This window comes from Ekhidna sp., assembly GCF_039960695.1.
Lineage (GTDB): Bacteria > Bacteroidota > Bacteroidia > Cytophagales > Cyclobacteriaceae > Ekhidna.
Genome location: NZ_JBDVKP010000003.1, coordinates 16,172 through 41,016 on the forward strand (window position 1 = coordinate 16,172; position 24,845 = coordinate 41,016).

22 protein-coding genes are annotated in these 24,845 nt (G+C 40.3%); 13 read left to right on the top strand and 9 right to left on the bottom strand.

The genetic code is table 11. The annotated features are described in order from the left end of the window. Positions 1–30: 30 nt before the first annotated feature. Both ABJG98_RS00130 and ABJG98_RS00135 read right to left on the bottom strand, forming a co-directional pair. Positions 31–762, bottom strand: coding sequence for a lysophospholipid acyltransferase family protein (locus ABJG98_RS00130; RefSeq protein ID WP_348277419.1), 732 nt, complete (start codon positions 760–762; stop codon positions 31–33). 123 nt (positions 763–885) lie between these two features. Further along, positions 886–3,342 (bottom strand): FtsX-like permease family protein, encoded by a 2,457-nt coding sequence (locus tag ABJG98_RS00135; protein ID WP_348277420.1) that lies wholly within the window; start codon positions 3,340–3,342, stop codon positions 886–888. Positions 3,343–3,572: 230 nt separating this feature from the next. On the opposite strand from ABJG98_RS00135, the gene ABJG98_RS00140 reads away from it, so the two are divergent. Beyond that, a complete protein-coding gene (locus tag ABJG98_RS00140) occupies positions 3,573–4,733 on the top strand; it encodes a thioredoxin fold domain-containing protein (protein ID WP_348277421.1) in 1,161 nt (386 codons plus the stop codon). 46 nt (positions 4,734–4,779) lie between these two features. Here the strand turns inward: ABJG98_RS00140 and ABJG98_RS00145 are convergent, their stop codons facing one another. Then, on the bottom strand, positions 4,780–7,182 hold the full coding sequence (locus tag ABJG98_RS00145) for an ABC transporter permease (RefSeq protein WP_348277422.1): 2,403 nt from the start codon (positions 7,180–7,182) through the stop codon (positions 4,780–4,782). A gap of 184 nt (positions 7,183–7,366) precedes the next feature. Here ABJG98_RS00145 and ABJG98_RS00150 point away from each other — a divergent pair, with 184 nt between their 5' ends. Next, the gene (locus ABJG98_RS00150; protein ID WP_348277423.1) at positions 7,367–8,032 is read left to right on the top strand and encodes a DUF2306 domain-containing protein; all 666 of its coding nucleotides are present in this window, start codon (positions 7,367–7,369) and stop codon (positions 8,030–8,032) included. Between the two features lie 46 nt (positions 8,033–8,078). Here the strand turns inward: ABJG98_RS00150 and ABJG98_RS00155 are convergent, their stop codons facing one another. From ABJG98_RS00155 to ABJG98_RS00165, 3 genes are read right to left on the bottom strand one after another with little or no spacing between them, the layout of a single operon-like run. Next, positions 8,079–8,822, bottom strand: a complete 744-nt coding sequence (locus ABJG98_RS00155; RefSeq protein ID WP_348277542.1) for a succinate dehydrogenase/fumarate reductase iron-sulfur subunit — start codon at positions 8,820–8,822, stop codon at positions 8,079–8,081. A gap of 24 nt (positions 8,823–8,846) precedes the next feature. After that, complete coding sequence (locus ABJG98_RS00160) at positions 8,847–10,856, bottom strand: fumarate reductase/succinate dehydrogenase flavoprotein subunit (protein ID WP_348277424.1); 2,010 nt, start codon at positions 10,854–10,856, stop codon at positions 8,847–8,849. 12 nt (positions 10,857–10,868) lie between these two features. Beyond that, a complete protein-coding gene (locus ABJG98_RS00165; RefSeq protein ID WP_348277425.1) occupies positions 10,869–11,537 on the bottom strand; it encodes a succinate dehydrogenase cytochrome b subunit in 669 nt (222 codons plus the stop codon). 222 nt (positions 11,538–11,759) lie between these two features. Here ABJG98_RS00165 and ABJG98_RS00170 point away from each other — a divergent pair, with 222 nt between their 5' ends. From ABJG98_RS00170 to ABJG98_RS00220, 11 genes are all read left to right on the top strand, one after another. Then, positions 11,760–14,579 (top strand): gliding motility-associated C-terminal domain-containing protein, encoded by a 2,820-nt coding sequence (locus ABJG98_RS00170; RefSeq protein WP_348277426.1) that lies wholly within the window; start codon positions 11,760–11,762, stop codon positions 14,577–14,579. Next, a complete protein-coding gene (locus tag ABJG98_RS00175) occupies positions 14,558–14,974 on the top strand; it encodes a DUF393 domain-containing protein (RefSeq protein ID WP_348277427.1) in 417 nt (138 codons plus the stop codon). Before ABJG98_RS00170 ends, ABJG98_RS00175 begins: the two co-directional genes overlap by 22 nt. A 38-nt stretch (positions 14,975–15,012) precedes the next feature. After that, on the top strand, positions 15,013–15,891 hold the full coding sequence (fabD, locus tag ABJG98_RS00180; protein ID WP_348277428.1) for an ACP S-malonyltransferase: 879 nt from the start codon (positions 15,013–15,015) through the stop codon (positions 15,889–15,891). Positions 15,892–16,040: 149 nt separating this feature from the next. Continuing rightward, positions 16,041–16,703 (top strand): (d)CMP kinase, encoded by a 663-nt coding sequence (gene cmk, locus ABJG98_RS00185; RefSeq protein ID WP_348277429.1) that lies wholly within the window; start codon positions 16,041–16,043, stop codon positions 16,701–16,703. Further along, positions 16,693–17,583 carry a 4-hydroxy-3-methylbut-2-enyl diphosphate reductase gene (locus tag ABJG98_RS00190; RefSeq protein WP_348277430.1) on the top strand — a complete coding sequence of 297 codons (891 nt, stop codon included), beginning with the start codon at positions 16,693–16,695 and terminating at the stop codon, positions 17,581–17,583. Before cmk ends, ABJG98_RS00190 begins: the two co-directional genes overlap by 11 nt. A 129-nt stretch (positions 17,584–17,712) precedes the next feature. Next, positions 17,713–19,071, top strand: a complete 1,359-nt coding sequence (locus ABJG98_RS00195; RefSeq protein WP_348277431.1) for a Na(+)-translocating NADH-quinone reductase subunit A — start codon at positions 17,713–17,715, stop codon at positions 19,069–19,071. Between the two features lie 6 nt (positions 19,072–19,077). Beyond that, complete coding sequence (locus tag ABJG98_RS00200) at positions 19,078–20,268, top strand: NADH:ubiquinone reductase (Na(+)-transporting) subunit B (protein WP_348277432.1); 1,191 nt, start codon at positions 19,078–19,080, stop codon at positions 20,266–20,268. Beyond that, positions 20,255–20,995: an NADH:ubiquinone reductase (Na(+)-transporting) subunit C gene (gene nqrC / locus ABJG98_RS00205; protein WP_348277433.1), complete on the top strand. Its 741-nt coding sequence runs from the start codon at positions 20,255–20,257 to the stop codon at positions 20,993–20,995. The genes ABJG98_RS00200 and nqrC overlap by 14 nt, the downstream gene beginning before the upstream one ends. 3 nt (positions 20,996–20,998) lie before the next feature. Continuing rightward, the gene (locus tag ABJG98_RS00210; protein WP_348277434.1) at positions 20,999–21,712 is read left to right on the top strand and encodes an NADH:ubiquinone reductase (Na(+)-transporting) subunit D; all 714 of its coding nucleotides are present in this window, start codon (positions 20,999–21,001) and stop codon (positions 21,710–21,712) included. 26 nt (positions 21,713–21,738) lie between these two features. After that, positions 21,739–22,350 (top strand): NADH:ubiquinone reductase (Na(+)-transporting) subunit E, encoded by a 612-nt coding sequence (gene nqrE, locus ABJG98_RS00215; RefSeq protein ID WP_348277435.1) that lies wholly within the window; start codon positions 21,739–21,741, stop codon positions 22,348–22,350. Positions 22,351–22,454: 104 nt separating this feature from the next. Further along, on the top strand, positions 22,455–23,009 hold the full coding sequence (locus tag ABJG98_RS00220; protein ID WP_348277436.1) for a porin family protein: 555 nt from the start codon (positions 22,455–22,457) through the stop codon (positions 23,007–23,009). A 3-nt stretch (positions 23,010–23,012) separates the two neighbouring features. On the opposite strand, the gene ABJG98_RS00225 is transcribed toward ABJG98_RS00220, so the two are convergent. The 3 genes from ABJG98_RS00225 to ABJG98_RS00235 all read right to left on the bottom strand — a co-directional run bounded on the left by ABJG98_RS00225 (position 23,013) and on the right by ABJG98_RS00235 (position 24,677). Beyond that, positions 23,013–23,177 (bottom strand): hypothetical protein, encoded by a 165-nt coding sequence (locus ABJG98_RS00225; protein WP_348277437.1) that lies wholly within the window; start codon positions 23,175–23,177, stop codon positions 23,013–23,015. Between the two features lie 43 nt (positions 23,178–23,220). Then, positions 23,221–23,940: a DUF547 domain-containing protein gene (locus ABJG98_RS00230; RefSeq protein ID WP_348277438.1), complete on the bottom strand. Its 720-nt coding sequence runs from the start codon at positions 23,938–23,940 to the stop codon at positions 23,221–23,223. A gap of 104 nt (positions 23,941–24,044) precedes the next feature. Then, positions 24,045–24,677 (bottom strand): CPBP family intramembrane glutamic endopeptidase, encoded by a 633-nt coding sequence (locus ABJG98_RS00235; RefSeq protein WP_348277439.1) that lies wholly within the window; start codon positions 24,675–24,677, stop codon positions 24,045–24,047. Positions 24,678–24,845: the final 168 nt, after the last annotated feature.

Here is a 24,845-nt window from a genome sequence, read left to right on the forward strand (position 1 = left end):
TCAGCATCTTCGAGTAGTAAAGCTAGAAGCTTATTCCGCCGGATGATCTTCCCCAATAGCCACACCTATCTTCTTAACCAACACCTCCACTGAGTCATTTTCATAGTCAATAGCCAAAGGCTGACCAAACTTCAATGAAAGCTCAGTTCCTTTTTGTAGTTTCTTAAAGCCTGTTTTGTCAAACGCAGTTCGAAAACCATCTACCCGAACAGGAATTACAAGAGGTTTGTGTTGCTTGATGAGGTGAGCTGTCCCCTTACGCACCGGCGCACCAGTTCGTGTAGTTCCTTGAGGAAAAGTGACCACCCAGCCATCCTTGATGGCCATACCAATGGATTTGGTATCGTCAGGGTTTACCTCTCGCTTAATCATCTCTTCACCTTTTCGCCACGTACGATCTACAGTGACAGCACCAGCTATCGCTAAAATGGGAGGTAAAATTCCTTTCTGCATTGTTTCTCGTGCTGCCACATAATAGACATTGACTTTAGGGTTTTTTAGAAAGCTCCAGTCATCAATAGAATCTATCTGTCCATTGAGTGCGGCAAACATGGCATGAAACATGGCAATCACATCCGTGAAAATCGTTTGGTGATTTGAAACGAACAGGACATTTTCGCCAGGAATTCCAGTCAATACTTTAGTCCCAGAAACAACCACTTTATTAGGCTTCAGTAGGTACCAGAGAACCAAACGACCCACGGTCTGAAAGATCTTCTTCTTAATCCAAATGGGCTGACCAAATACATTCCTTTTAGGCATGATTATCTCAATTTCAGGATTCGAAATTAGTGAACCTACTTGTGAATGCGAGAAGATAAAAAGAAAACCCCGCTTTGCAGCGGGGTTAGCCCTAGTAGAGTAAGTTAGTGATCGGGCATTTCTTTATTCGGTGCGCAATGACTGCACCGGGTTTGTTTTTATTGTTCCCATTACTTTGGTGACGATGCTTAATAGCGCAAGCCCAACGACAAATGCAATCGGGATCACGATAAACCACCAGCCCAGGTCTATTCTGAAAGTATACTCTTGCAGCCATCCGGACATGATCCACCAGGCAAGTGGTATACTAATTAGGCATGCAAAACCAACCAACATCATGTATTCCTTGGATAGTAGTAACAACAGGTTGTTGGCAGTGGCACCCAATACTTTACGAATGCCAATTTCTTTGGTACGTTGCTGAACACTAAATGAAGTCAGCCCAAATAATCCCAAACAGGCAATTAGGATAGCTAGTACAGAGAATCCGGTAAAGATTTTTCCAAAGCGGATGTCTTCTTTGTACTGCTCATCAAAAGCACTATCGAGGAAGAAGTAGTCCATTTGATAATCGGTAAACACATTGCCCCATTCAGCTTTCACGGTTTCCACCAGACCCGCCAACTGATCACTTTTTGAATCTGTATTGTTTTCATCAAGTCGGAGCTTAATGAAGTAATATTCTGTCCAGGAGCTTAGGATATAAGCAATCGGCGTGTAGTCATTGTGAAGGGACGTATGGTGATGATTTTCCATTACGCCTCGTATAGTCAATGGAGCATAAAACCCCTCGATTTCAGCGCCAATAGCGTCTTCCAGATTAGAGAAACCCAACATCTCTGCCAGTTTCTTATTTATCACCACATCGCCTTTGGTCCACGGATCATCACCTTTTCTTAGTTCTCTTCCAGCTATTACATCGATACCGAAAAATTGCGGAAAATCCAGGTCCATAGAAACAAGTCCGGTAGCTACGGTTGTTTCCTTTGACTGACTTTTTAAATAAAGACCAGCTTGCCACCCGACAGGTTCTCCTGGTATTTCACCCGCGTTGGTAATTTCTATGATGCCTGTGTAGCTCAATAACTCCGTTTTTAGGGTGTTGAATTTGGCGACATCTTCTCGGTCTTCAGAAGTAACATTGCCCGGAGGCGACTTGATAACCAGTATGTTTTCAATGTTGATTCCCAGGTCTGCCTCGCGCATATAGTTGATCTGGTTATATACCGTAATGGTTCCTGCGATTAAAATGAACGTGATCATAAACTGTACGAATACCATGCTCTTACGCATTTTCACGCCACCAACTTTTCCACGATTGCCAACCAGAATATTGACAATGTTCATGGTTTTTAGCAGGATGTAAGGATAAAAACCGATAAGAAATGTACCTACTGCAATCAGCCCTGAGAGCAAAGCAAAGACTTGCATGTCAAGCAAGGCAGAAACCGGAAGTCCGGTCACTTCAATCAAATATTTTTCCGCGGTTTGTGTCAATAGTATGGCCAAGCCAAAGGCGATGACATTCATTATAAAAGCCTCTAGGATGAATAACTGAGTGATTTGACGCATCGAGGAGCCCATGCATTTACGAATTCCCATCTCCTTCAATCTTTCCATGGTCCTTACAAGTGAAAGATTCATGTAGTTGATCCACGCAATCACAAGAATAATAATTGCGATAAAGCTCAATACAAAAACAGTTTTACTGTCAACACTTTCTCCATATACCCATGGACTCTCTGCATTCAGATGTATGTCTGTCAGTGGTCTTAAATAATAATCCACAGCATAACCGCTTGCTGCATAAGTCTCCTCAGAGTTTTCTTTGTGTAGTCTGGTAACGTCCTCCATTATTGCAGTTTGATCTGCATTTTCTTCTAGCAGGAGATAAGTGATAAGGCTACTCGATACCCAGCTGGTACGGGCTTTGGTATAATTATCCATGGATGGATAGGAGATGAGAAGCTCAAATTGAATGTGCGAAGCTTCAGGTATTTCCTCAATTATGCCTAAAAGCTCATATTCATGAGCTCCGGTATTTCCACTTAAGGTAAAAGTTTTGCCGATGGCTACTTCCGGATCATCAAAATACTTTCTGGACGCCTCCAAAGTTAAGATGGCGGTCTGAGGTTCATCAAACCGGGTAGCGCTTCCGGCGATGAACTCATAATCAAATAGATCAAAAGTCCCTTTGTCCGCAATGAAAACACCTGGCTGCTCGAAACTTGCTAAGCGATCGCCATTTTTATAAATAATGGTGTTGTTGGCGTAGGTGTAATCATAAAAGCGTGCCACCTCTTTGACCAATGGGGATTGATCTCTTAAGGTTTCACCCATTAGTGAAGGTGCGGTAAAGGATTGGCCGAGCTCTTCACCGTTTTTGTAAGCATCAGATTCCAGCCGATATATGCGATCCGCATTAGAATGAAATGCATCAAAAGAGGTGTGAAAGTTGACATACTGGGTGATAACCAGACAGGCAGCCATACCCAGCGCCAAACCAAAAATGTTGATGAAAGAAAAAACTTTGTTGTTACGGATTTGACGGAAAATCGTAATAAAATAATTTTTTAGCATGTCGAATTTGGTTTTGGATACTCTTTAAATGCCAATCTGTATGCCAAGGATTGTAAATACCAGATAATCAGTTATTTAAGTAAAATTCATCCAGAGATATTGTGCGATAATGAACAAATATTTTTAAGATTCGAACAGAATATTCACATATCATCGTTCCAGTTGAGTATTTTCAAGTCCTTTATTTTGTTGGTCTTTTGATTTAGATCTAAATGAATGAAATTGGCACCATGAAGAAGCTGATTATACTTTTCTGTCTAACACCGCTGGGATTGAATGCTCAAATAAAGTTTGAAAATTCATGGAAAGAAGCGACATCCAAAGCAAGGATGTCGGGTAAGCTTATATTCCTGGATGCGTATGCTGAGTGGTGTGAGCCATGTAAGGAGATGGAAGAGTACACATTCACCGATTTGGAAGTATCTAATTATTACAATTCCAATTTCATTAACGTTCACATGGATATGGAAGCTTATCCAGGTGTAGAGCTTGCAGAAGAGTATTCAATTGGAGTTTTTCCCTCTTATCTGTTTATCAATGGCAATGGAGAGGTGGTACATCGTGGATGTGGTGCCATGGATGCCAATCAATTTTTGAATTTAGGTGAAGATGCAATGGACGATAACGTAACCTTACTATCGATGGAAAATCGATTTGATCAAGGCGATCGATCAGCTGACTTTATGATCGATTATTTAGAATTGTTGGAAGATGCTTGCCTGGATGCAGAGCGGTTCGCTGCAGATTATTTGAATGGATTAGAGCTGAGTAACCTTGTAGAAGAAACGCCATGGGAGGTATTTGCTTCCTACCAATGGGATATTTACAGTAGAGAATTCCAGTACATGCTAAACAATCAAAAGATATACGAAGAAGCTTTAGGACAAAAGGTCGTTAATGCGAAGCTATACGATACCTACCTATCTCAATATCAGGAAGTATTTGAATCAGACGAACTCCATGATTTTGGAATGCGAGCATTACTTCACTCCTTCAAGGGGGCTTCATTTGCAGGAGCGGATACCTTGAGACTGATGATGAATCTCCACTATTCTGAGTACAAGGAAAATTGGAAGGATTATGCTGGATATGCGGTGGAACTCGTTGGTATGACTAATATAAGTGACCCAGAGCAACTCAACGAGCTGGCATGGAAATTTTACTTATTTGTACATAACAAAAGTCAACTGGAGATAGCCTCATCATGGGCAGCACAAGCGGTAGATCAGCAACCAGAGCCTTCTATCATTGACACATATGCTTCACTCCAGTTTAAACTCGGCAATAAGAAAAAGGCCATAGAGCTGGAAAAACGTGCACTAGCACTTGCCGAAGAACTGTATGATGATACTTCGCACTATGAGTATCAGCTGAAGAAATTTGAGAATTAAGAAATGAATAGAGAGCGCCTGATTCAATCAGGCGCTCATTGTAATATTATTCGTCTCTCAATGAATTGACAGGATTGGACAATGCTGCATTGATCGATTTGTAGCTAACCGCTACCATCGCCACAATAAGAGCTCCTAGCCCCGCAAATACATATACCAGCAGATTATCTATACCCCAAAGGTCAATCCTGTACTGGAAATCGCTAATCCAATTTTTTACGAAGTAGAATGCGATCGGCCAGGCAATAATGTTTGCCAGGATGATCAGCAATACAAATTCTTTCATTAGAAGCTGTACAATCTGACGGATCGTAGATCCAAGTACTTTGCGCACACCAATTTCCTTTTTGCGTTGCTCTACCATAAAGAAGGAGAGGCCAAATAAACCAAGAGCAGATATCACGATGGAAAGGCCAGTGAAGGTATTCACCAGACTGGCAAAGAGCTCGTCTGAAGCGAAGATCTCGTCAAATTCCTGATCGAAAAATTGATAGTCAAATGGATAATTTGGAAAAATACTATTCCATTCAGCCTCAAGAAAGTCTAATGTGCCTCTGATATCTGTTGTACTCACTTTCACCACCAGTGTATTGTTTGGTCCGGGATTGTAGAAAATCATCAGTGGTTCGATCTTGTGCCGCATACTGGAGAAGTGAAAATCTTTGATTACTCCAATCACTTTGCGGGTTGTATTATTTTGACCGAATACCAGATTTTTCCCAACTGCCTCATCCCATCCAAGTGACTCCATCATGGCTTCATTGATGATAATTGATTCTTGCCGATCAGAACCAAAACTGGGGTCGTAATTTCTACCTGCAGCCATTTCCATTCCCATGGCATCTACATAATGCTCATCCATTGACATGACGCTTACAATCCACGGCTCGTCCTGATTGCCTCCTTCCACGTTTACTACAGACCTTCCAAAAGTATTTCCGGGCATGTTATTCGAGTAGGCTGTGGCGGTGATATTGGTGTTGCTCTCGAGGAGTTGTTTATAGCTATCCATTCCATCTGCAAGTCCGGGATCACCAATGTTGATATTTACTAGTTGCTCTTTTTCAAAGCCCAGGTGCTTGTTTTTGATGTAGTCTATTTGCTTTGATACAATGAGCGTTGTACAAATCATTCCAATTGCAGCTACGAATTGCAGTACCACTAGTGTTTTTCTGAGCCAAATGCCTTTTGAGCTTGTTTGAAACCTGCCTCTTAAGATGTTTACTGATTTGATACTTGAAAGAATGAATGAAGGATAAACTCCTGCTAATACTCCAATTAGAATTGCGAGAAGTAAGTAGCCAACAAGTAGTTGGGGTGTATTACTTACCAAAGTTGCAAATTCGATGTTTAAGCTTAAATCTGTTGAAGTAGTTATCATACCAACGACTCCCAGTGAAACCAACATGGCAATAACAGCCATCAAAACTGATTCGATCATGTGCTGGCTTATCAACAAAGCCTTCGAACTACCAACCACTTTTCTTATGCCAACTTCCTTGGCTCTGGTAGTGGATTGTGCTGTGGTCAAGTTGACAAAATTGAAAGCTGCGATGAGCAGTATAAAGAGAGCGACTCCCGAAAGTGCATACACGTATACTTGATCTCCTTTTTCAATATGATAGTAGTCAAACAAGATGCCGGCCGAACCAAGGTGGATTTCTTCTAGCGGTTGAAGTTGTGGGATCCAAAAGTCGTTCACATCATTTGCGAGAGCGATATCAGCCATCTTTCTTTCTACTTCTAATTCATCTGCACCATCTGCTAATACAGCATAACCTAACATTCCCAAACCACCCCATGAGTCGATGTATTGAGCAAAGGAGGAATCAGACTGTGCCGGGTATAAAGACATTAGTGCGTCAAAACCTAGATGTGAATTCTGTGTGATATCGTCCATTAATCCTACCACTTGCCATGATTGATCATTGATGGTCAATACCTGCCCAATGCTTTCCTGATCCTGACCAAAGACTTTTTTAGCATAGGCTTCAGTGAGGATCAGTTTGTGCGGTTGATTAAACTTTTCAAGTGTTTCTTCACGGTTTCTGAGAGGTAGGTCAAAGATTTCGAAGAAATCATTTTCAACATACAGCGCGTACTCCGAATAGTATCCCTGATCATCTTTTTCCATGCGCTGCTCGCCGGCATACATCATCCGAGAAGCAATTTCTATCTCGGGAATTTCGGTTTCTGCTGCTTCTGGCATTCTTGGATTTGAGATTGCCACTTGGTTGCTTGTGACACCGAGCGCCTCGTCTATGGTCGTGAAACGATAGATCCTACTGGACTTGGAATGCCATCTGTCGTACGAAATTTCATTGTAAACAAATAGCGAGAGGATGACAAAAGTAGAGAAGCCTAAAATCAAGCCTAAAGCGTTGATTGATGTCGAAAGTTTGTTTTTCCTGAAGCTTCGTAAGGCAATGAGAATGAATGTCTTTAGCATAGTCTTTTGAGTTTGAGTCAGATCAAGCTAGCGACATTACTCGCTCAGAACAATAATGGTTACATAAATGGATTTGGTTTGGGATGGAGGGTGTTAAAAAAATGTTAAAATAGAGATTGATCCTACAGAAGCAACCTTTGTCTAGCAATTGACATCAATCCAAGTAAATACAATCGAATTAGAAATGGAAGAGGCTTTACGAATTATTCACATCGTTTCCGGAACTGTAGCTATCATTGTCGGCTTTGGTTCAATTCTTCCTAAGAAAGGAAGTAAATGGCACAGGTCGCTTGGAAAGGTTTTTTTCTACTCAATGCTAGTCATGGCTGGTCTCGCTAGTTTCTTGGCAGGAGTTTATACTCACGAGAAGATCAACCTGGTCATAGGTTTATTTACGATGTATTTAGTTATTACAGCATACTGGTCAGCTAAGAATAGTCGTAATATTAAGAGCATCAGCAGAGTGAGTGCTAGCATTTCTGCAATATTATTTGCTGCTTTTTTGTTTCTTTCAATCAATGCATATCAAAGTGGGGAGGCAATACTTGAAGGAGTATATGTCGAGGCATTTTATGTATATCTGGTGTTGTCGCTTCTTGCCTTATCCTTAGATATTAAAGTTTCAATTTATGGTATAAAAGGAGCGCAACGAATAGCAAGACACCTGTGGCGAATGCTGCTAGCATTATTTATTGCTTCAGGGTCGTTATTTATGGGCCAACCTCAAGTTTTCCCAAAAGCAATTAGAGACTCGGGAGCATTAATTGCACCCGTCTTAATTGTAATCTTAAGCTTATTCTATTGGTTAATTAGGGTTTATGTGGGAAGGCGGTTTCGTGTAGGTAGATAAAAAAAGCCTACTCACAGAGCAGGCTTCTAGTAAAGTTTCATCAAGTTTAGCTAATGCCGCTTTTGAGGTATTCTCGGTTCATTCGTGCAATATTTTCAAGGGAGATTCCTTTTGGACATTCCACTTCACAAGCACCAGTGTTGGAGCAGTTTCCAAAACCTTCTTCGTCCATTTGCTTCACCATGTTTTGAACACGCTCTTTAGCTTCTACTTTTCCTTGTGGCAAAAGAGCAAGCTGAGATACCTTGGCGGATACAAATAACATCGCGGATGCATTCTTGCACGTAGCCACACAAGCACCGCATCCTATACATGTTGCAGCATCGAAAGCCTTGTCAGCATCATGCTTGTCAATAGGAATTGCATTCGCGTCTTGTGTATTACCTGATGTATTTACACTAATAAACCCACCAGCATTCATCACGCGATCAAATGCACTTCTATCAACTACCAGGTCTTTAATTACGGGAAATGCTTTAGCTCTCCACGGCTCAACATACACGGTTTCTCCGTCCTTGAATTCACGCATGTGCAATTGGCAAGTAGTTATTTCCTCACCCGGACCATGTGCCTCGCCATTGATAAACATGGAGCAGCTACCACAAATACCTTCGCGGCAATCGTGATCAAAAGCTACAGGCTCTTTGTCTTCGGCGATTAGTTGCTCGTTCAATATGTCCATCATTTCAAGAAAAGAGCTGTCCGGCGAAATGCCAGAAACCTGATAGGTTTCCATTTTGCCTTTTTCCTTATCGCTTTTCTGTCTCCAGACTTTCAGTGTTAAGTTCAATCCTTCTGTTGCTGACATAATATCTTATTTATAAGAACGTGTTTTCAGTTCTATGTTTTCGTATTTCAAATCCTCTTTGTGAAGCTTAGCTTTTGATGGTTCTCCTGTATATTCCCAGGCTGCCACATAGGTAAAGTTTTTATCGTCACGCATAGCTTCACCTTCTTCGGTTTTATATTCCTCTCGGAAATGACCACCGCAAGATTCTTTTCTTTCCAGCGCATCCCTCGCAAATAGTTCACCTAATTCCAAGAAATCAGCCACTCGGCCAGCTTTTTCAAGCTCTTGATTTATGCAGTCAGCAGTTCCCGGTACACTTACTTCTTTCCAGAACTGCTCACGTATTTCCTTTATCTCTTCTATAGCTTCTTTCAAACCCTTTTCATCTCGAGCCATTCCTACTTTATTCCACATGACTTTCCCAAGTCGCTTGTGGAAATAATCTACAGAGTGCTTACCCTTGTTGTTTATAAAGAAGTCAATTTGATCGTTTACAGCTTTTTCGGCTTCCTCGAATGCTTTAGAGTCTGTAGAAATTGCACCCGTTCTGATGTCATCTGCTAAATAATCACCAATAGTATAGGGAAGAACAAAATATCCATCTGCAAGTCCTTGCATCAAGGCAGAAGCTCCCAGTCGGTTGGCTCCATGGTCTGAGAAGTTTGCTTCACCAATGGAATAGCAACCTGGAATAGTTGTCATTAAATTATAATCAACCCAAACACCACCCATCGTATAGTGAACCGCTGGATAGATCTTCATTGGTGTTTGATATGGATTATCAGCTGTAATCTTCTCATACATCTGGAAAAGATTGCCATACTTGGCTTCTACAACCTTGGTACCTAATTCTTTGATCTCTTTCTCTGAAGCGTTGTGATGACCTTTTATATTAGCTTCTTCCTGCCCATATCTCATGATCGCCGAGCTGAAATCCAGGTAAACTGCTTCGCCTGTTTCATTTGTCCCAACTCCAAACCCTGCATCACATCGCTCTTTAGCAGCTCTTGATGCAACATCTCTTGGAACCAGGTTGCCAAATGAAGGGTATCTTCTTTCTAAATAGTAATCACGATCTTCCTCTTTCAGGTCCGTTGGCTTCATTTTGCCAGCTCTGATCGCTTCGGCGTCTTCTTTTTTAGCCGGTACCCAAATACGCCCATCGTTTCGCAAAGACTCTGACATCAGTGTTAGTTTTGACTGCTGATCACCATGCTGAGGAATGCATGTTGGGTGGATCTGCGTGTAGCACGGATTGGCGAAAAAAGCGCCTTTTTTATGAATTTTCCATCCTGCCGATACATTCGATCCCATCGCATTTGTAGAAAGGAAGAACACATTCCCATACCCTCCAGATCCGATCACCACCGCGTGTGCTGAGTGTCTTTCTAATTCTCCAGTCACAAGGTTTCGAGCAATGATGCCCCTGGCTTTTCCATCGACCATTACCAAATCCATCATTTCATGACGATTGTACATGGTGATTTTTCCCTTTCCAATCTGACGGGACATAGCGGAATAGGCACCTAACAGAAGTTGCTGACCAGTTTGTCCCTTGGCATAAAATGTTCTTGAAACCTGGACGCCTCCGAATGATCGGTTATCCAGTAATCCACCATAGTCTCTTGCGAAAGGAACTCCCTGCGCGACACATTGATCAATAATATTTGTGGATACCTCAGCCAATCGATAAACGTTAGCTTCTCGTGATCGATAATCTCCACCTTTTACAGTATCATAAAATAATCGATAGGTAGAATCACCATCACCCTGATAATTTTTTGCGGCATTAATACCGCCCTGAGCAGCAATTGAATGCGCCCTTCTTGGAGAATCCTGGTAGCAAAATGCTTTCACGTTGTATCCAAGCTCTGCGAGAGTTGCCGCAGCAGATCCCCCAGCCAGTCCCGTTCCGACTACAATAATGTCAATGGAACGCTTATTGGCAGGATTTACAAGACGAATATTGTTTTTATGATTGGTCCACTTTTCAGCTATCGGACCTTCTGGTATTTTAGAATCTAATGTTGACATGCCTCTTATTTCTTAAAGGGAATTGACATAATGAAAAATGGCGATGAAGATGAATCCAACAGGAATCAAAATCGCGTAAGCGCGACCAATTTTTTGAATGGCCGGAGTGTATTTGTCGTGGTGAGCACCCGTTGATTGAAACGCAGATTGAAATCCGTGTAATAGATGCAACGCAAGAAACACAAATGATAGACAATAAACTATTACGCGCCCTGGGCTGGTAAACATATGAACCACTTCGTCATAGTACCGGTTTGGATCCTCAGGTTTTACTTCAATGTATTTGTAGTTCATTTCCGGAATCCAGAAGTCATAAAAGTGGAAACCAAGAAAGAATAGGATGAATAGTCCACTCCAAATCATGTTTCTGGACATCCATGAAGAATTGGCTGCTCCGTTATTCTTCGCATACTTCACTGCACGTGAATTACGATTCTTGATCTCAAGAATGAATCCCATGATAAAGTGGAAAGCCACTCCAAACATAAGAATTGGCTGCATCACAAACTGTATGAACGGATTAGTACCCATAAAATGGGACAACTCGTTAAATGTCTCTTCACTAAAAACGGATGTGAAGTTGATACTGAAATGCTGCAATAGAAATATGATCAGGAATAGCGCAGAAAGCGCCATAGCAAATTTTCTACCAATGCTGCCTGAAAAAAGTTGCTTGCTCATTTATTTAAGGTTATTGGATTTGTGCCAAAGGTAATTTCAGAAAGCTTGTCTGACAATCTTAATTCTTTTTTTGACTGGTTCTAAATAATAATGTTCACTCAAGTAAGTAATAAAACATTAGACATTGTTTATAAAGAATAACTAATTGCGCACAATTCTTGTTCGGTATTTGTTCGTTGTGATTTAAAAGCCTTTAGTTTTACAATGATTTAATTGGCTACTATGAGATATCTAAGGTATTTACTCTTACTAATCTTCACTTCAGTTGTGGTTATTGCAAATGCCACACACATTAGAGCAGGTGAGGTTATTGCAAAAAGAGTCTCCGGCCTGACCTATCAGTTTACTTTTATCGGCTATCGCGATGTTGATGGTGTGCCTTTTGGCAACGGTACCTTTGATTTTGGAGATGGTACCATTTTCGGAGGAGAAAATGGTGACACCATACCGTGGGAGAATATTGAGCTTATAGCTGAAGGTGTGGAAAAATGGGAGTTCACTTTAACCTATACTTATGCTGGAGGTTCTAATTACCTGGTCAGCTATAGAGAAGATTTCAGAAACGCAAACATTCAAAACATTGCAGGTTCAGTAAGTACTTCGTTTTATGTAGAGACCCTGGTTGTTGTTGACCCACTTATCGTAAATAGTACGCCGTTTTTCACAGTACCACCAATTGATCAGGGAGTAGTTGGTGGAATTTTTGAACATAATCCGGGTGCATTTGATCCAGATGGTGACAGCTTATCTTATTACTTCACCACACCAAAGCAAGCTGAAGGCCTAAGCGTTAATGGATATCAGCCGCTAATTGATCCAGCATTCTATGACAATTTTAATACGGGGAATCAAGCAAAAGATGGACCGCCAACTTTGACAATCAACCCGGTTAATGGAACTCTAGTCTGGGATGCACCAGGCGGAGCGACTATTCCAGACCAAGAAAACAGAGAATTCAATGTGGCGTTTGTGGTAGAAGAATGGAGGCGGATTAATGGACAACTTATACGCCTTGGATTTGTAACCCGCGACATGCAAATCATAATTTGGAATTTTGAAAATGACCCTCCAGAATTGGAAATACCACCTGACACGTGTGTAGTGGCCGGAGAATCGATCTCTGCAATTGTAACAGGAACTGATCCAGATGGTGACCCTATAAAATTGGAGGCTTTTGGTGGTCCCTTTGAGATTACCCCTTCAGCTACCTTCACTCCAGATCCACCAATGTTCCAGGACTCCCCGGCAACACTCGATTTTCAATGGACAACTGATTGTGGTCAGGTGCGTATCGCGCCGTATGAAGTTCAATTCAAAGCCACAGATGACCCAACCATCCCTGGCATATCTAACCCGCCAGGTCAGGTAAATTTTGAAACATGGCGCATTACAGTTGTTGGACCGGCGCCAACAGGTTTAACAGTTGATTCACGTCCAGGAAGACGAATGCAGCTCGATTGGGATGATTATTCATGCCCAAACGCGGATTCAATTCAGGTTTGGAGACGAGTGGGTGAATTTGATATAGACCCAACATGCAATCCTGGAATTCCGGCAAATTCCGGTTATGAATTAATAGAAACCCTGGACGTTTCTGCAACCTCTTTTCTTGATACAAATGACAATTTAGGCCTCTCTTCTGGCTCAAAATATTGTTATAGGTTAGTGGCCAAGTTCCCTTCTCCTGCAGGAGGTGAAAGTATTGCCTCAGAAGAAGCATGTGATAGTTTGATAATCGACGTGCCAATTATTACCAATGTAGATGTAAGAGGGACAAGTGAGACAAACGGCCAAATTGAAGTCAAGTGGACGCCACCCTATCAAATAGATGCCGGGGCATTCCCACCAACATACACATATGAGGTGCTTAGAAAACAAGGTCAGGGTTTTGGCGGAGCATTCACATCTATAAGACCTCCTTCCACAGACACAACTTTTATTGATTCAGGATTAAATACAGAAGATATTTCCTATTCTTATCGGATTGTTCTTTATGATAATACCAATCAACCGGTTGACACTTCTCAGCAAGCATCATCGGTAAGACTTGAGCCCACACCTCTTGTTGGTGCCATTCGACTGAATTGGGAAGCAAACGTGCCATGGTCTAATAATGTGCAAGAATTCCCATACCATTACATTTATAGGGATAATGTGATCAATGGAGATTTAAGTACACTCCAACTCATCGATTCAGTTGATGTTACGATGCAAGGACTATCCTATTTGGATGACGGGGCATTTAATGGCATAGATCTGGATGAAGAAATCGAGTACTGTTACTTCGTTACTACAAATGGATCTTATGACAATGATTTATTACCCTCACCATTAATAAACAATTCACAAATTACGTGCGCACAACCGAATGATACAATTCCGCCCTGCGCACCAGTATCAATCATATTCAATAGCAGTTTAGATTGTGAAACTCAGGCTGCATGTCAAACAAGGGGGGGTGTTTCGAGTGTTGGGTTAGTCAATGCATTTTCCTGGGAATTTGATGGAGATCCTTCATGTGATGACGATATACAGTTCTTTAGAGTTTATGCATCAAGCAATGGGGAAGACGGCGATTTTGTTTTATTAACCGAAACAACAGATACCGAATTTTTCCATAATAATTTAAATACCCTGGCCTATTGTTATTACCTCACAGCAATAGATCGATCCGGTAATGAGAGCCAAATTTCAGAGATAATCTGCAATGATAATTGCCCCCAATATGTTCTTCCGAACGTTTTTACTCCAAATGGTGATAATAAGAATGAGACGTTCAGTCCAATGCAAACTCCTGGAACTTGTCCGCGTTTTGTAGAACAAGTTGTTTTTAAGGTTTTTAATAGAGCGGGCACCGAGATATATAGTCACGATTCCTCTGAGCCAGAAAAAACCATATTTATTGAATGGGATGGTACATTGAAGGGAGGAAAGGAATTACCAGCAGGAGTTTATTTTTACTCAGCAGAAGTGAAATTCGTGACGCTGAACCCTGAAGAGGCAATCAAAGTTATAAATGGGTGGGTTCAGATCATACGATAAAACAGCCGGTCATACTGTTTGATGGTGTTTGCAATCTTTGTAATTCCTCTATCCAGTTCATAATCAAGAGAGATAAAAAAAATAGGTTTTTATTCGCTTCTCTGCAGTCAGCGTATGCAAAGAAATACTTGACAGCTGATCTTATTAAGGAAGATCAATTACAAAGCCTGGTGCTAATAGAAGGTGGCAGCATAAAAATCAAAAGTAGTGCTGCCCTTACCATCTCGAAAAGCTTATCAGGCCTATGGCCTTTGCTATATGTATATATTATAATACCGAGATTCATCCGCGATTGGTTTTATGATTTAATCGCCAAAAACAGATATAAATGGTTTGGGAAGAGAGATCATTGCATGATTCCAACATCAGAATTGAAAAGTAGATTTATCGATTGATTTGATTGCCTACTTTTGCATAGAACAATAATTAACTTATGAGCAAAGCGTACGTTTTCCCCGGACAAGGGGCCCAGTTTTCAGGAATGGGGAAGGAACTTTATGATAACCATTCTGCAGCAAAAGAAATGATGGATAAGTCCAATGATATACTTGGATTTGACATTCAAAAAATTATGTTCTCTGGATCAGATGAAGAGCTGAAACAAACGAAGGTAACGCAACCAGCAGTATTCATTCACAGCGTGGTAGCGGCACTTACTTCAGATGATTTTAATCCAGATATGGTGGCTGGTCATTCGTTGGGAGAGTTTTCTGCGTTAGTAGCAAATGGAGTGCTCAGCTTTGAGGATGGTTTATCACTTGTGTCAAAACGAGCAAAGGCGATGCAAAAAGCATGTGAAATACAAGAATCTACTATGGCTGCAGTGCTTGGTTTAGCAGATGAGATTGTAGAGAAAGTTTGCTTAGAAACAGAAGGTGTTGTGGTAGCGGCAAATTACAATTGTCCAGGCCAACTGGTAATAAGTGGAGAAGTAGCCGCTGTGAATTCAGCGTGTGAAAAATTAAAAGCAGAAGGAGCTAAAAGAGCTTTGGTACTTCCTGTTGGTGGTGCATTCCACTCTCCTTTGATGGAACCTGCACGAGAAGAATTGGCAGAAGCCATTCAAAACACAAATTTCAGTCTACCAAAATGTCCGGTTTATCAAAATGTGGATGCGAAAGGTTATACAGATGTGGATAGCATTAAGAAAAACCTTGTTTTGCAATTAACCTCTCCGGTAAGGTGGACGCAATGCGTTCAAAATATGATTAGTGATGGTGCCACCAGTTTTACTGAATGTGGACCAGGTAAGGTGTTACAAGGCCTTGTAATGAAGGTGGATAGAGAAATGACTGTTGCTGGTATTTCATGAGATTTACTAAAATCATATTGATTCTATTTTTAGGAACAATACTTATTGGCTCCGAAGGATGTCGCAAAAGACCCTCATCGTCACATCAAAAGAATAAAAAGAAAATAAAAAGAGGTAAGCCAATTCCTTGCCCAATCAAAGATTGTTAAATGAAGATAGTAATTGCCATAGATGGCTATTCAGGTACGGGGAAAAGTTCTACTGCAAAACAAGTGGCCAAGCGGCTGGGTTATACCTACATAGATAGTGGAGCCATGTATCGAGCAGTTACTTATTTTTTTCTCGTTTCTAATGTTGATTTTAAAAACGAACGTATTGTTGAAGAAAACTTAAAAAGTTGCACGATTACATTTGATGGCGTTTCCGTTTTATTGAATGGTGAAAATGTTGATCATGAGATACGAACAATGGAAGTCAATCAGCATGTGAGTGAGGTGAGCGCACTTCCAAAAGTCCGATCGAAATTGGTTGAACAGCAGCGAAAGATGGGAGAGGAGAAAGGTGTAGTAATGGACGGAAGGGATATCGGCACGATTGTGTTTCCTGATGCAGAACTTAAGGTTTTTATGACAGCAGATATGGATATTCGTGCGGAGAGAAGGAGGATGGAGTTATCAAAAAAGGGCATTGATGAGTCCGCAGAAGTAATCAAAGCCAATTTAAAACAGCGCGACAGCATTGATAGTACCAGAGCAGATAGCCCGCTCAAAAAAGCAGTCGATGCAAAAGAGATTGATACTTCTCATCTAACTTTGGATCAACAAATTGATAAAATTGTTATAATGGCTGAATCAATAATTTATGCGAGTTGAAATAGATGAGAATTCCGGATATTGCTTTGGAGTTGAATTCGCCATTCAGATGGCTGAAGATGAGATGTCTGAAGGGCAACAGCTTTATTGTCTCGGCGATATTGTCCACAATTCCATGGAAGTGGAACGACTGTACAATAAAGGTCTGCGTACAATTACCAGAGAAGAGCTTAAGAATTTAACAGATTGTAAGGTGCTGATTCGAGCGCATGGAGAACCACCCGAAACCTATCAAATTGCGATCAAAAACAACATTGAGCTGGTGGATGCTTCATGTCCGGTTGTGCTGAAACTTCAAAATAGAGTGAAGAATGCTTACGACTTGGTGAAAAGTAAAAATGGCCAACTAGTGATCTATGGAAAGCCTGGCCATGCTGAAGTTATAGGACTCACTGGACAAACGTCGAATGAAGCGATCATAATAACAGGAACTGATGATTTGAAAAAAATTGATTTTTCAAGGCCAATCACACTTTATTCGCAGACCACAAAAAGCACAAAAGGATTTTACTCCATTAAAGAAGAGATAGAAAAGCGAATTGAAAAAGAAGGTCTCCTTTCAGTTGCCGATGATTTCAATCCAAATGATAGTATTTGTCGCCAGGTATCTAATAGAGAACCTCACATGGAGAAGTTTTCGCAAAAGCACAATGTAATTGTTTTCGTGGCAGGTCGGAAAAGTTCCAATGGGAAAGCCTTATATAATGTTTGCCTTTCTCACAATCCTCGTAGTTATTTTGTGGAAAACGAAAAAGAGATTGATTTAACCTGGATCAAACCAGAAGATTCAATAGGTATTTGTGGAGCGACCTCTACTCCAACCTGGCTGATGGAACAGGTTGCTGACTTTCTAAAAAATAATGAACCAGCCTTGGTCTAGCAATCAATCCAAATCAGTTTCTATTTCATGAGCCGACGAATCAGCTATTTTATTGGAATTTTGGCGGGGGTTAAATCTGATATTGATTAAGTTTGCCTCGTTTTTTAGACGATCTCCCAAGTAAGAAATATGTCTCAGACAATTAAGCTGAAAAAAGGTTTTGACATAAACCTTGCCGGAAAGGCAGAAAACAAAACAATTGAAGTTACTCAGCCGGATACATTCGCGCTAAAACCAACGGATTTTAGTGGATTGAGCCGACCAAAGCTTGTCGTTAAGGAAGGTGATAATGTAAAAGCCGGATCACCAGTTTTCTTCGAGCGAAATGTAGAAGATATTCTCTACACCTCGCCTGTAAGCGGTGAGATTGTTGAAATCAAGCGAGCTGAGAAAAGAAAAGTACTCGAAGTAAAAATTTTAGCGGACAAGCAGGTTGAATTTGAAAAATTCAAAGCGTACGCAGCATCCGAAATAAGTAACCTTTCCAAAGAAGATGCGCTTGAGCAGCTAAAGAAGTCCGGCGGATGGACAAACATCATCCAAAGACCGTATGGATGCGTAGCAAATCCTGAAGATAGCCCCAAGTCCATTTTTATATCCACATTTGACAGCAGCCCGCTAGCACCAGATTATTCATACGTGCTACAAGGTCAAGAACAGTACTTTCAAGCTGGTATTGAGGTATTGAATAAATTTACTGCTGGTACAGTCCATCTTAATGTCGATGGCAAAGCAGAGGTTTCTCAGCTATTCTCCAACACAAAAAATGTACAGCTAAATAATATCAATGGCCCTCATCCAGCCGGTAATGTGGGCGTTCAAATTCATCATATTGATCCAATAGCGAAAGGTGATATAGTATGGACTGTAAATCCAGTAGGTGTTGCCATTATAGGGAAGCTATTCATTGAAGGAATTTATGATACATCCAGGTTGGTGGCATTAACTGGTTCTCAACTTAAAGAGCGAGGATACGCCAAGATGTATTCAGGAGCATGCCTAAACAAACTTGTTGTCGAAGGTGATGATAATCGATTCATCTCAGGAAATGTGCTTTCAGGTGAAGGAGTAGGATCAGAAGGCTATCTAGGAAATTATCACAATCAAGTTACCGTGATCCCGGAAGGGAAGTACGAAGAGTTTTTGGGATGGATTATGCCATCAACAAAAAAGTTAAGCTTTCACAAGGCATTTGGTATGCTGACATTCCTTAATGGGAAAGACAAAGAGTTTCAAGTTGATACCAATACGCACGGAGAGGAAAGGAATTTTGTAATATCAGGAGCATTCGAGGAAGTGATGCCAATGGATATTTTGCCTACTTACCTTTTCAAGGCGATTATGGCAGAAGATTATGATGACATGGAAGCGTTGGGTATATATGAAGTGATTGAAGAGGATGTTGCGCTATGTGAATTTATAGATATATCTAAAAATCCACTTCAGGAAATACTTAGAGAAGGAATTGAATTAATTAAAGAAGGATAAGCAGGAATGAAATTTTTGCAGAACAAATTCGATCAGATAAAACCCCTTTTTGAAAAAGGAGGCAAATTCGAGAAGTTCCATACCATCTATGAGGGTCATCGAACAATCTTTTTTGCTCCGGATATAATTACCGGGAAAAAAGGGACACAAATTAAGGATGCTACAGACTTGAAGCGATTGATGTTTACAGTCATCATTGCTATGATTCCATGCCTCATCTTCGGTATGTGGAATGTGGGACATCAGCACTTTATCGCTACAGGAGTAGAGGCATCCATTCTGGATAAATTCTGGATAGGAATTTTGAAAGTAGTGCCAATCATGGTTGTTTCTTATGGCGTTGGACTTTTAACTGAATTCATATTCTGCGTGATTTACAATCGCCCGATTGAGGAAGGATTCCTCGTTAGTGGAATGCTGATCCCATTAATCATGCCTGCTACGATTCCACTTTGGCAAGTTGCTATGGCAACTGTTTTTGCTGTAGTTATTGGCAAAGAAGTATTTGGTGGTACAGGAATGAATATTCTGAATGTAGCACTAACGGCAAGGGTCTTCCTATACTTCGCGTATCCTTCACAGATATCAGGTGATGTCTGGACTTATCTTGGGGATAAAACTCCTGTTGATGCATTTTCTGGCGCAACTATTCTTGCCTACGGAGCAGAAGCTGCAGCCAATGGAACAAACATGATGCAGCTTGCATCCAATCATTGGTATGCAGGTATGTTTGATTTTTGGAACATGTTTATAGGTATCATACCGGGAAGTATAGGTGAAACTTCGGTACTTATGTGTTTGATAGGAGCGTTCATTCTAATCGTAACCGGTGTGGGTAGCTGGAAAATAATGCTTAGTGTAATTCTTGGAACACTGGCCATGGGAGGTTTATTTAACCTCACTGGAGGTAATAGTTTCATGGAGATGCCAGCACATTATCACTTAGTGATAGGTGGTCTTGCATTTGGTGCCGTGTTTATGGCTACTGATCCAGTGAGCGCATCTCACACAGAACTTGGGAAATGGATTTATGGATTCTTGATTGGTGTTATAACCGTATTGATTCGAGTAGTAAATCCAGCATATCCAGAAGGAATTATGTTGGCGATCTTGTTCATGAATGTGTTCGCCCCACTTATTGATTTTTATGTTGTTGAAGCAAACAAAAAACGAAGATTAAAACGTGCGACAGTCTAATTTATATGTAATTCTATTTGCCGTTGGATTGACAGTGGTATTTGGAGGTGCACTTTCCCTTACCTCAGTAGGGCTGAAGCCATTGCAAGACAAGCAGGTGGAATTGGATACTAAGAAGAAAATCCTGGGAGCAGTGATGGATATTTCCACCATTGAAGATCCCAATGAAATACTTAGAATCTACAGTGAAAGAGTGAAATCAATGGTTGTCGATATCAATGGAAATGAAGTCACAACTGATGATAAAGGAAATCCGATTGTTGCCGAGAAAGTAAACATCCAGAAAAACTCAAAACTTGATCCACAAGAAAGACAGTATCCGGTATTCATGTTTTTAAATGAATCGGGTAAGATTGAGTCTTACATTTTTCCAACGTTTGGTTCTGGCCTTTGGGATTGGATATCAAGTTATGTGGCTTTTGGCCCAGATCTAAATACTGTAAAAGGTATTGCTTTTGACCATAAAAGTGAGACACCAGGTCTTGGTGCGAGAATTACAGAAGAAACAGTTCAGAATAGATATGTAGGTAAAGAAATCTACAATGATCAGGGAGAACTAGTAAGTATCACAATGGTGAAGGGTGAAGGAAACGCTGGATTAAATGAGCATCAGGTGGATGGTATGTCAGGAGCAACTATGACTGCTAAGGGCGTGAATGCTATGCTCGAAAAATATTTGGAATGCTACTCAGCATTCATTGATAAAATTAAATCTCAAAACAGCTAAAATATGAGTACTGAAATCGCAGAAGTGTCAGAAGAGTCAGCTGTAGCATTAAATACAAAAGAGCCGTCGGAGCCATTATTATCCAAAAGGAGAAGACGAATTGTTTCTGATCCTCTAAATGAGGATAATCCAATTACAGTTCAGGTTTTGGGTATCTGTTCAGCCTTGGCTGTAACCGTACAGTTCAAGCCAACCATGATCATGTCTATTGCGGTAATCTTCGTAATTGTATTCTCAAATCTGATCACATCAGTCATGAGAAAGATCATCCCTAACAGAATCAGAATTATTGTACAGCTTGCCATCATCGCAACGCTCGTTACACTGGTTAGCGAAGTGTTGAAGGCATATAGCTATGATATGTACAAAATCTTGGGAGCTTACGTTGGTCTAATCATCACCAACTGTATCGTCATGGGACGTCTGGAAGCTTTTGCTATGGCGAACAAGCCTTACGATTCAATTTTGGATGGATTTGGTAGTGGATTTGGCTATGCATGGATCATTCTTGTAGTTGCATTCTTCAGAGAACTACTTGGTGGTGGTACAGTATTCGTGGGTACACCACTCGAATTTGATGTTTATGGTTCGTTAGGAAGCCTTTTCGGTACAACACTACAAACAAATGGATTGATGGTAGACTCCATTGGAGCCTTCATCCTTCTGGGTATGATTATTTGGATTCAAAGAAGTAAAAACGGTTACGTAGAGCACTAACCAGTCACTTAAGAAAAGATAGAATTATGGAAGCGTTTAACATAGCGATCAAAGCAATTTTCATTGATAACATGATCTTTGCATACTTCTTAGGTATGTGCTCTTTTTTGGCCGTATCAAAGAAAGTAAAAACAGCTTTTGGGCTAGGAATGGCTGTAATCTTTGTTCTAACTATTACAGTACCTATCAACTGGTTGATTCAGGAAAATGTATTGAAAGAGGGAGCTCTTTCATGGATGGGAGCTGATTTTGCAAGTATTGATCTTACATTCTTGCAATTCATCATTTTTATTGCTGTGATTGCAGCAATGGTACAATTAGTAGAAATGATCATTGAGAAATTTTCCCCATCTCTTTATGGATCTTTAGGTATTTTCTTACCATTAATAGCTGTGAACTGTTCCATCTTAGGTTCATCTCTTTTTATGGTTCAAAGAGATTATACAATTGTAGAAGCCACCGCTTTTGGATTTGGATCAGGTACAGGCTTCTTTTTGGCGATCATTGCGCTAGCAGCGATCAGGGAGCGATTGAAATATTCACATGTACCAGATGGATTGAAAGGGTTGGGTATTACTATGCTGATCACTGGCTTAATGGGCCTTGCCTTCAAATCCTTCATAGGAGTTGCGCTATAAAAATTACAAAAATTTCATTAAAAGGGTGTCTAACACCCTTTTTTTGTGTCTTTTCTTTAGGTGTATGACACCTTTTTATTTACTAATACAAAAACAAAAACATTATGAAAAAGACTTTACTTACACTTTCTTTAGCACTAATCTCAGTTGTCGCTTTTAGCCAGGCTTCCGTTTCTTTAGGGATCAAAGCTGGTGCTAACTTTGCAAACACTAATATCTCCGGTTCAGAATCAATCACTTCTTTACACGCTGGTGCGTATGGCTTATTCAAGTTTGCTAGCTTGGGTGTACAACCAGAAGTATTGTTTTCTAAACAAGGCTCTAGCTTTACAGGAGGTAGCGAGGTAAACCTTGACTATGTAAATATTCCGGTAATGGTTAAATTTTATCTTCCTGCAGGTTTGAACTTACAAGCTGGTCCACAGTTTGGAGTCCTGCTTAATGCTGAAGATGAAAATGGGACAGATCTTAAAGATGGACTTAAAAGTTCTGATCTTTCTGCAGCACTTGGTGCCGGATGGGATGCACCTTTTGGTTTACAGTTTTCAGCTAGATACGTATTTGGACTATCGGATATTAATGACGGTGTTGGATCAGAAGTGAAGAACAAAACTTTCCAACTTTCAATTGGCTACAGCCTATTCAAGTTAGGAAAATAAGAATTACAAAAGACTATCGAAGAGAGCCGGAGCAGTTTGCTTCGGTTTTTTTTGTGTGGTTGGAGTCATATCTGAATCAAAAGACTCAGATTTAATATTGGATAAGATGAGAAGTATCGCAAGAGCAATACCACCGAGGATAATCAATATCTGCTTTCGGTTGTTCATCGTTAGGTTTTGTACATAAAAACCGACCAGCAAAATACCCTTATTACCTGTCGTTTAAAGTCCAATCGTATTCTTGAAATTGAAGATTGTATTGCTCTGGTACCTTATAGAATCGATACCTATTGACATACTTAATCAATGAGCCTGCATTGGAAATGAATTGATCACTGTACCAATCAAAAATTTTGTTTAAAACTACAGTCTTCTTTTTTTCATCAACGAAAACGTAGTTTGGCCTGTCAATGATCAGTTCGGCACGGAACTGTAATTGTTCTTGCAGCTTATCGGGATAAAAGGCATTATCGTAGAGAAAGGGACAGCTTCTGGCACCACAGCCAAGCGCAAAATGGATGCGTGGATCTTTTGTAGGCCCAATAAGCTTTGTGAATTCAATTCCGTCTAGTGTGAGCATTTCACCCGCAACATTGAATGTCTTTACTTTAAAAAATCCCTTTATGTCCATAGGGCTATTCACCGGATAATTATCCGCAACTTGTTTGATTACCAGAATGTTGTAAGCATTGATATAAAATGCAGTCTGGTGATCTTGGGAATAAAGACCGGGATTATATGTTCCAATGAGACTTATCAGCCTATCCAATTTTTCAGGATTCTGTTTTAGTTTTTCATAGTCTACTAAACCGAAAACTACCTCTTCTAACAGGAAACTATTGAATTCTTTAAATATGGCTGTTGAATCATTTGTTTGTCCAAACAAGGATGCTGAAAATGTAACGCTTAAAATCAGTGCAATTATTCTCATAGCCTACGGTGTTTTCTGGTATAAAAACGGTTTAAGGAAAATTAGTTAGACTCCTTTCATATTTTTCGTATGAAATGTATTCAGTAAGACATCCAATTTGATGTCTAATTAAAAAGCGGACCGAATACTTCTACAAAGGGATCTTTATTTACAACAGTATAGTAGAAAACAGCCCCTAACCATCCGTGAAAAATTCCTAGCACGTAAAGATTTCGATGCTTTAAAAAGATATAAGTGTAGAAGAGAGAGAGAATAAATGTGCCGATTATTAACCAACCGTATGGATAATGTAAAAGTCCGAAAAGGGCAGAGGTAGTAAGGATTATTACTTCATTGCTATATTTTTTTTGTGCTTGCATATTTCCAGCGACTAAAGACATTAACAGAAACTGTTGCAGGGTACCGAATATCGGGTAGGCCAGTAAAATAGGTATGATGTGCCAGTGGGGATTTATAGTATCTCTGAAAAAGCCAATAATAAAACATGCCAATATGGCCAAAATGCCAAAAGGGAGCACCTTCTTTAGGACTATTTGGAAGTTGTCTCTACGAAAGCCCCATTCTCTCAAAACATCAGGAGATTTCCTGATTCGCCAAAAAACATAAGACCCCCAGAAAGTAAACATGAGCAAGATGAAGACCAGTCGTTGATCGAGGATATCATAAAAAAGGAACTTCCCTAAAGCCGTGATGATCACAGCTATTGTTTCAACTTTTTGAAAGTTAATTGAGCTCATATTTAATGTTTAATCATTTAAGTACAAAAAAATCATTAATTAATGCAAAAAATAGTAATTTTTTGACGATATTTAAAGTAAGTAAGAGACTTCACCAGTTACCCCCTACCGCTAAACTCTTAAAGTTATGAATAGTCGAATCACTTGGCTGACTAAAGCAACTATCCG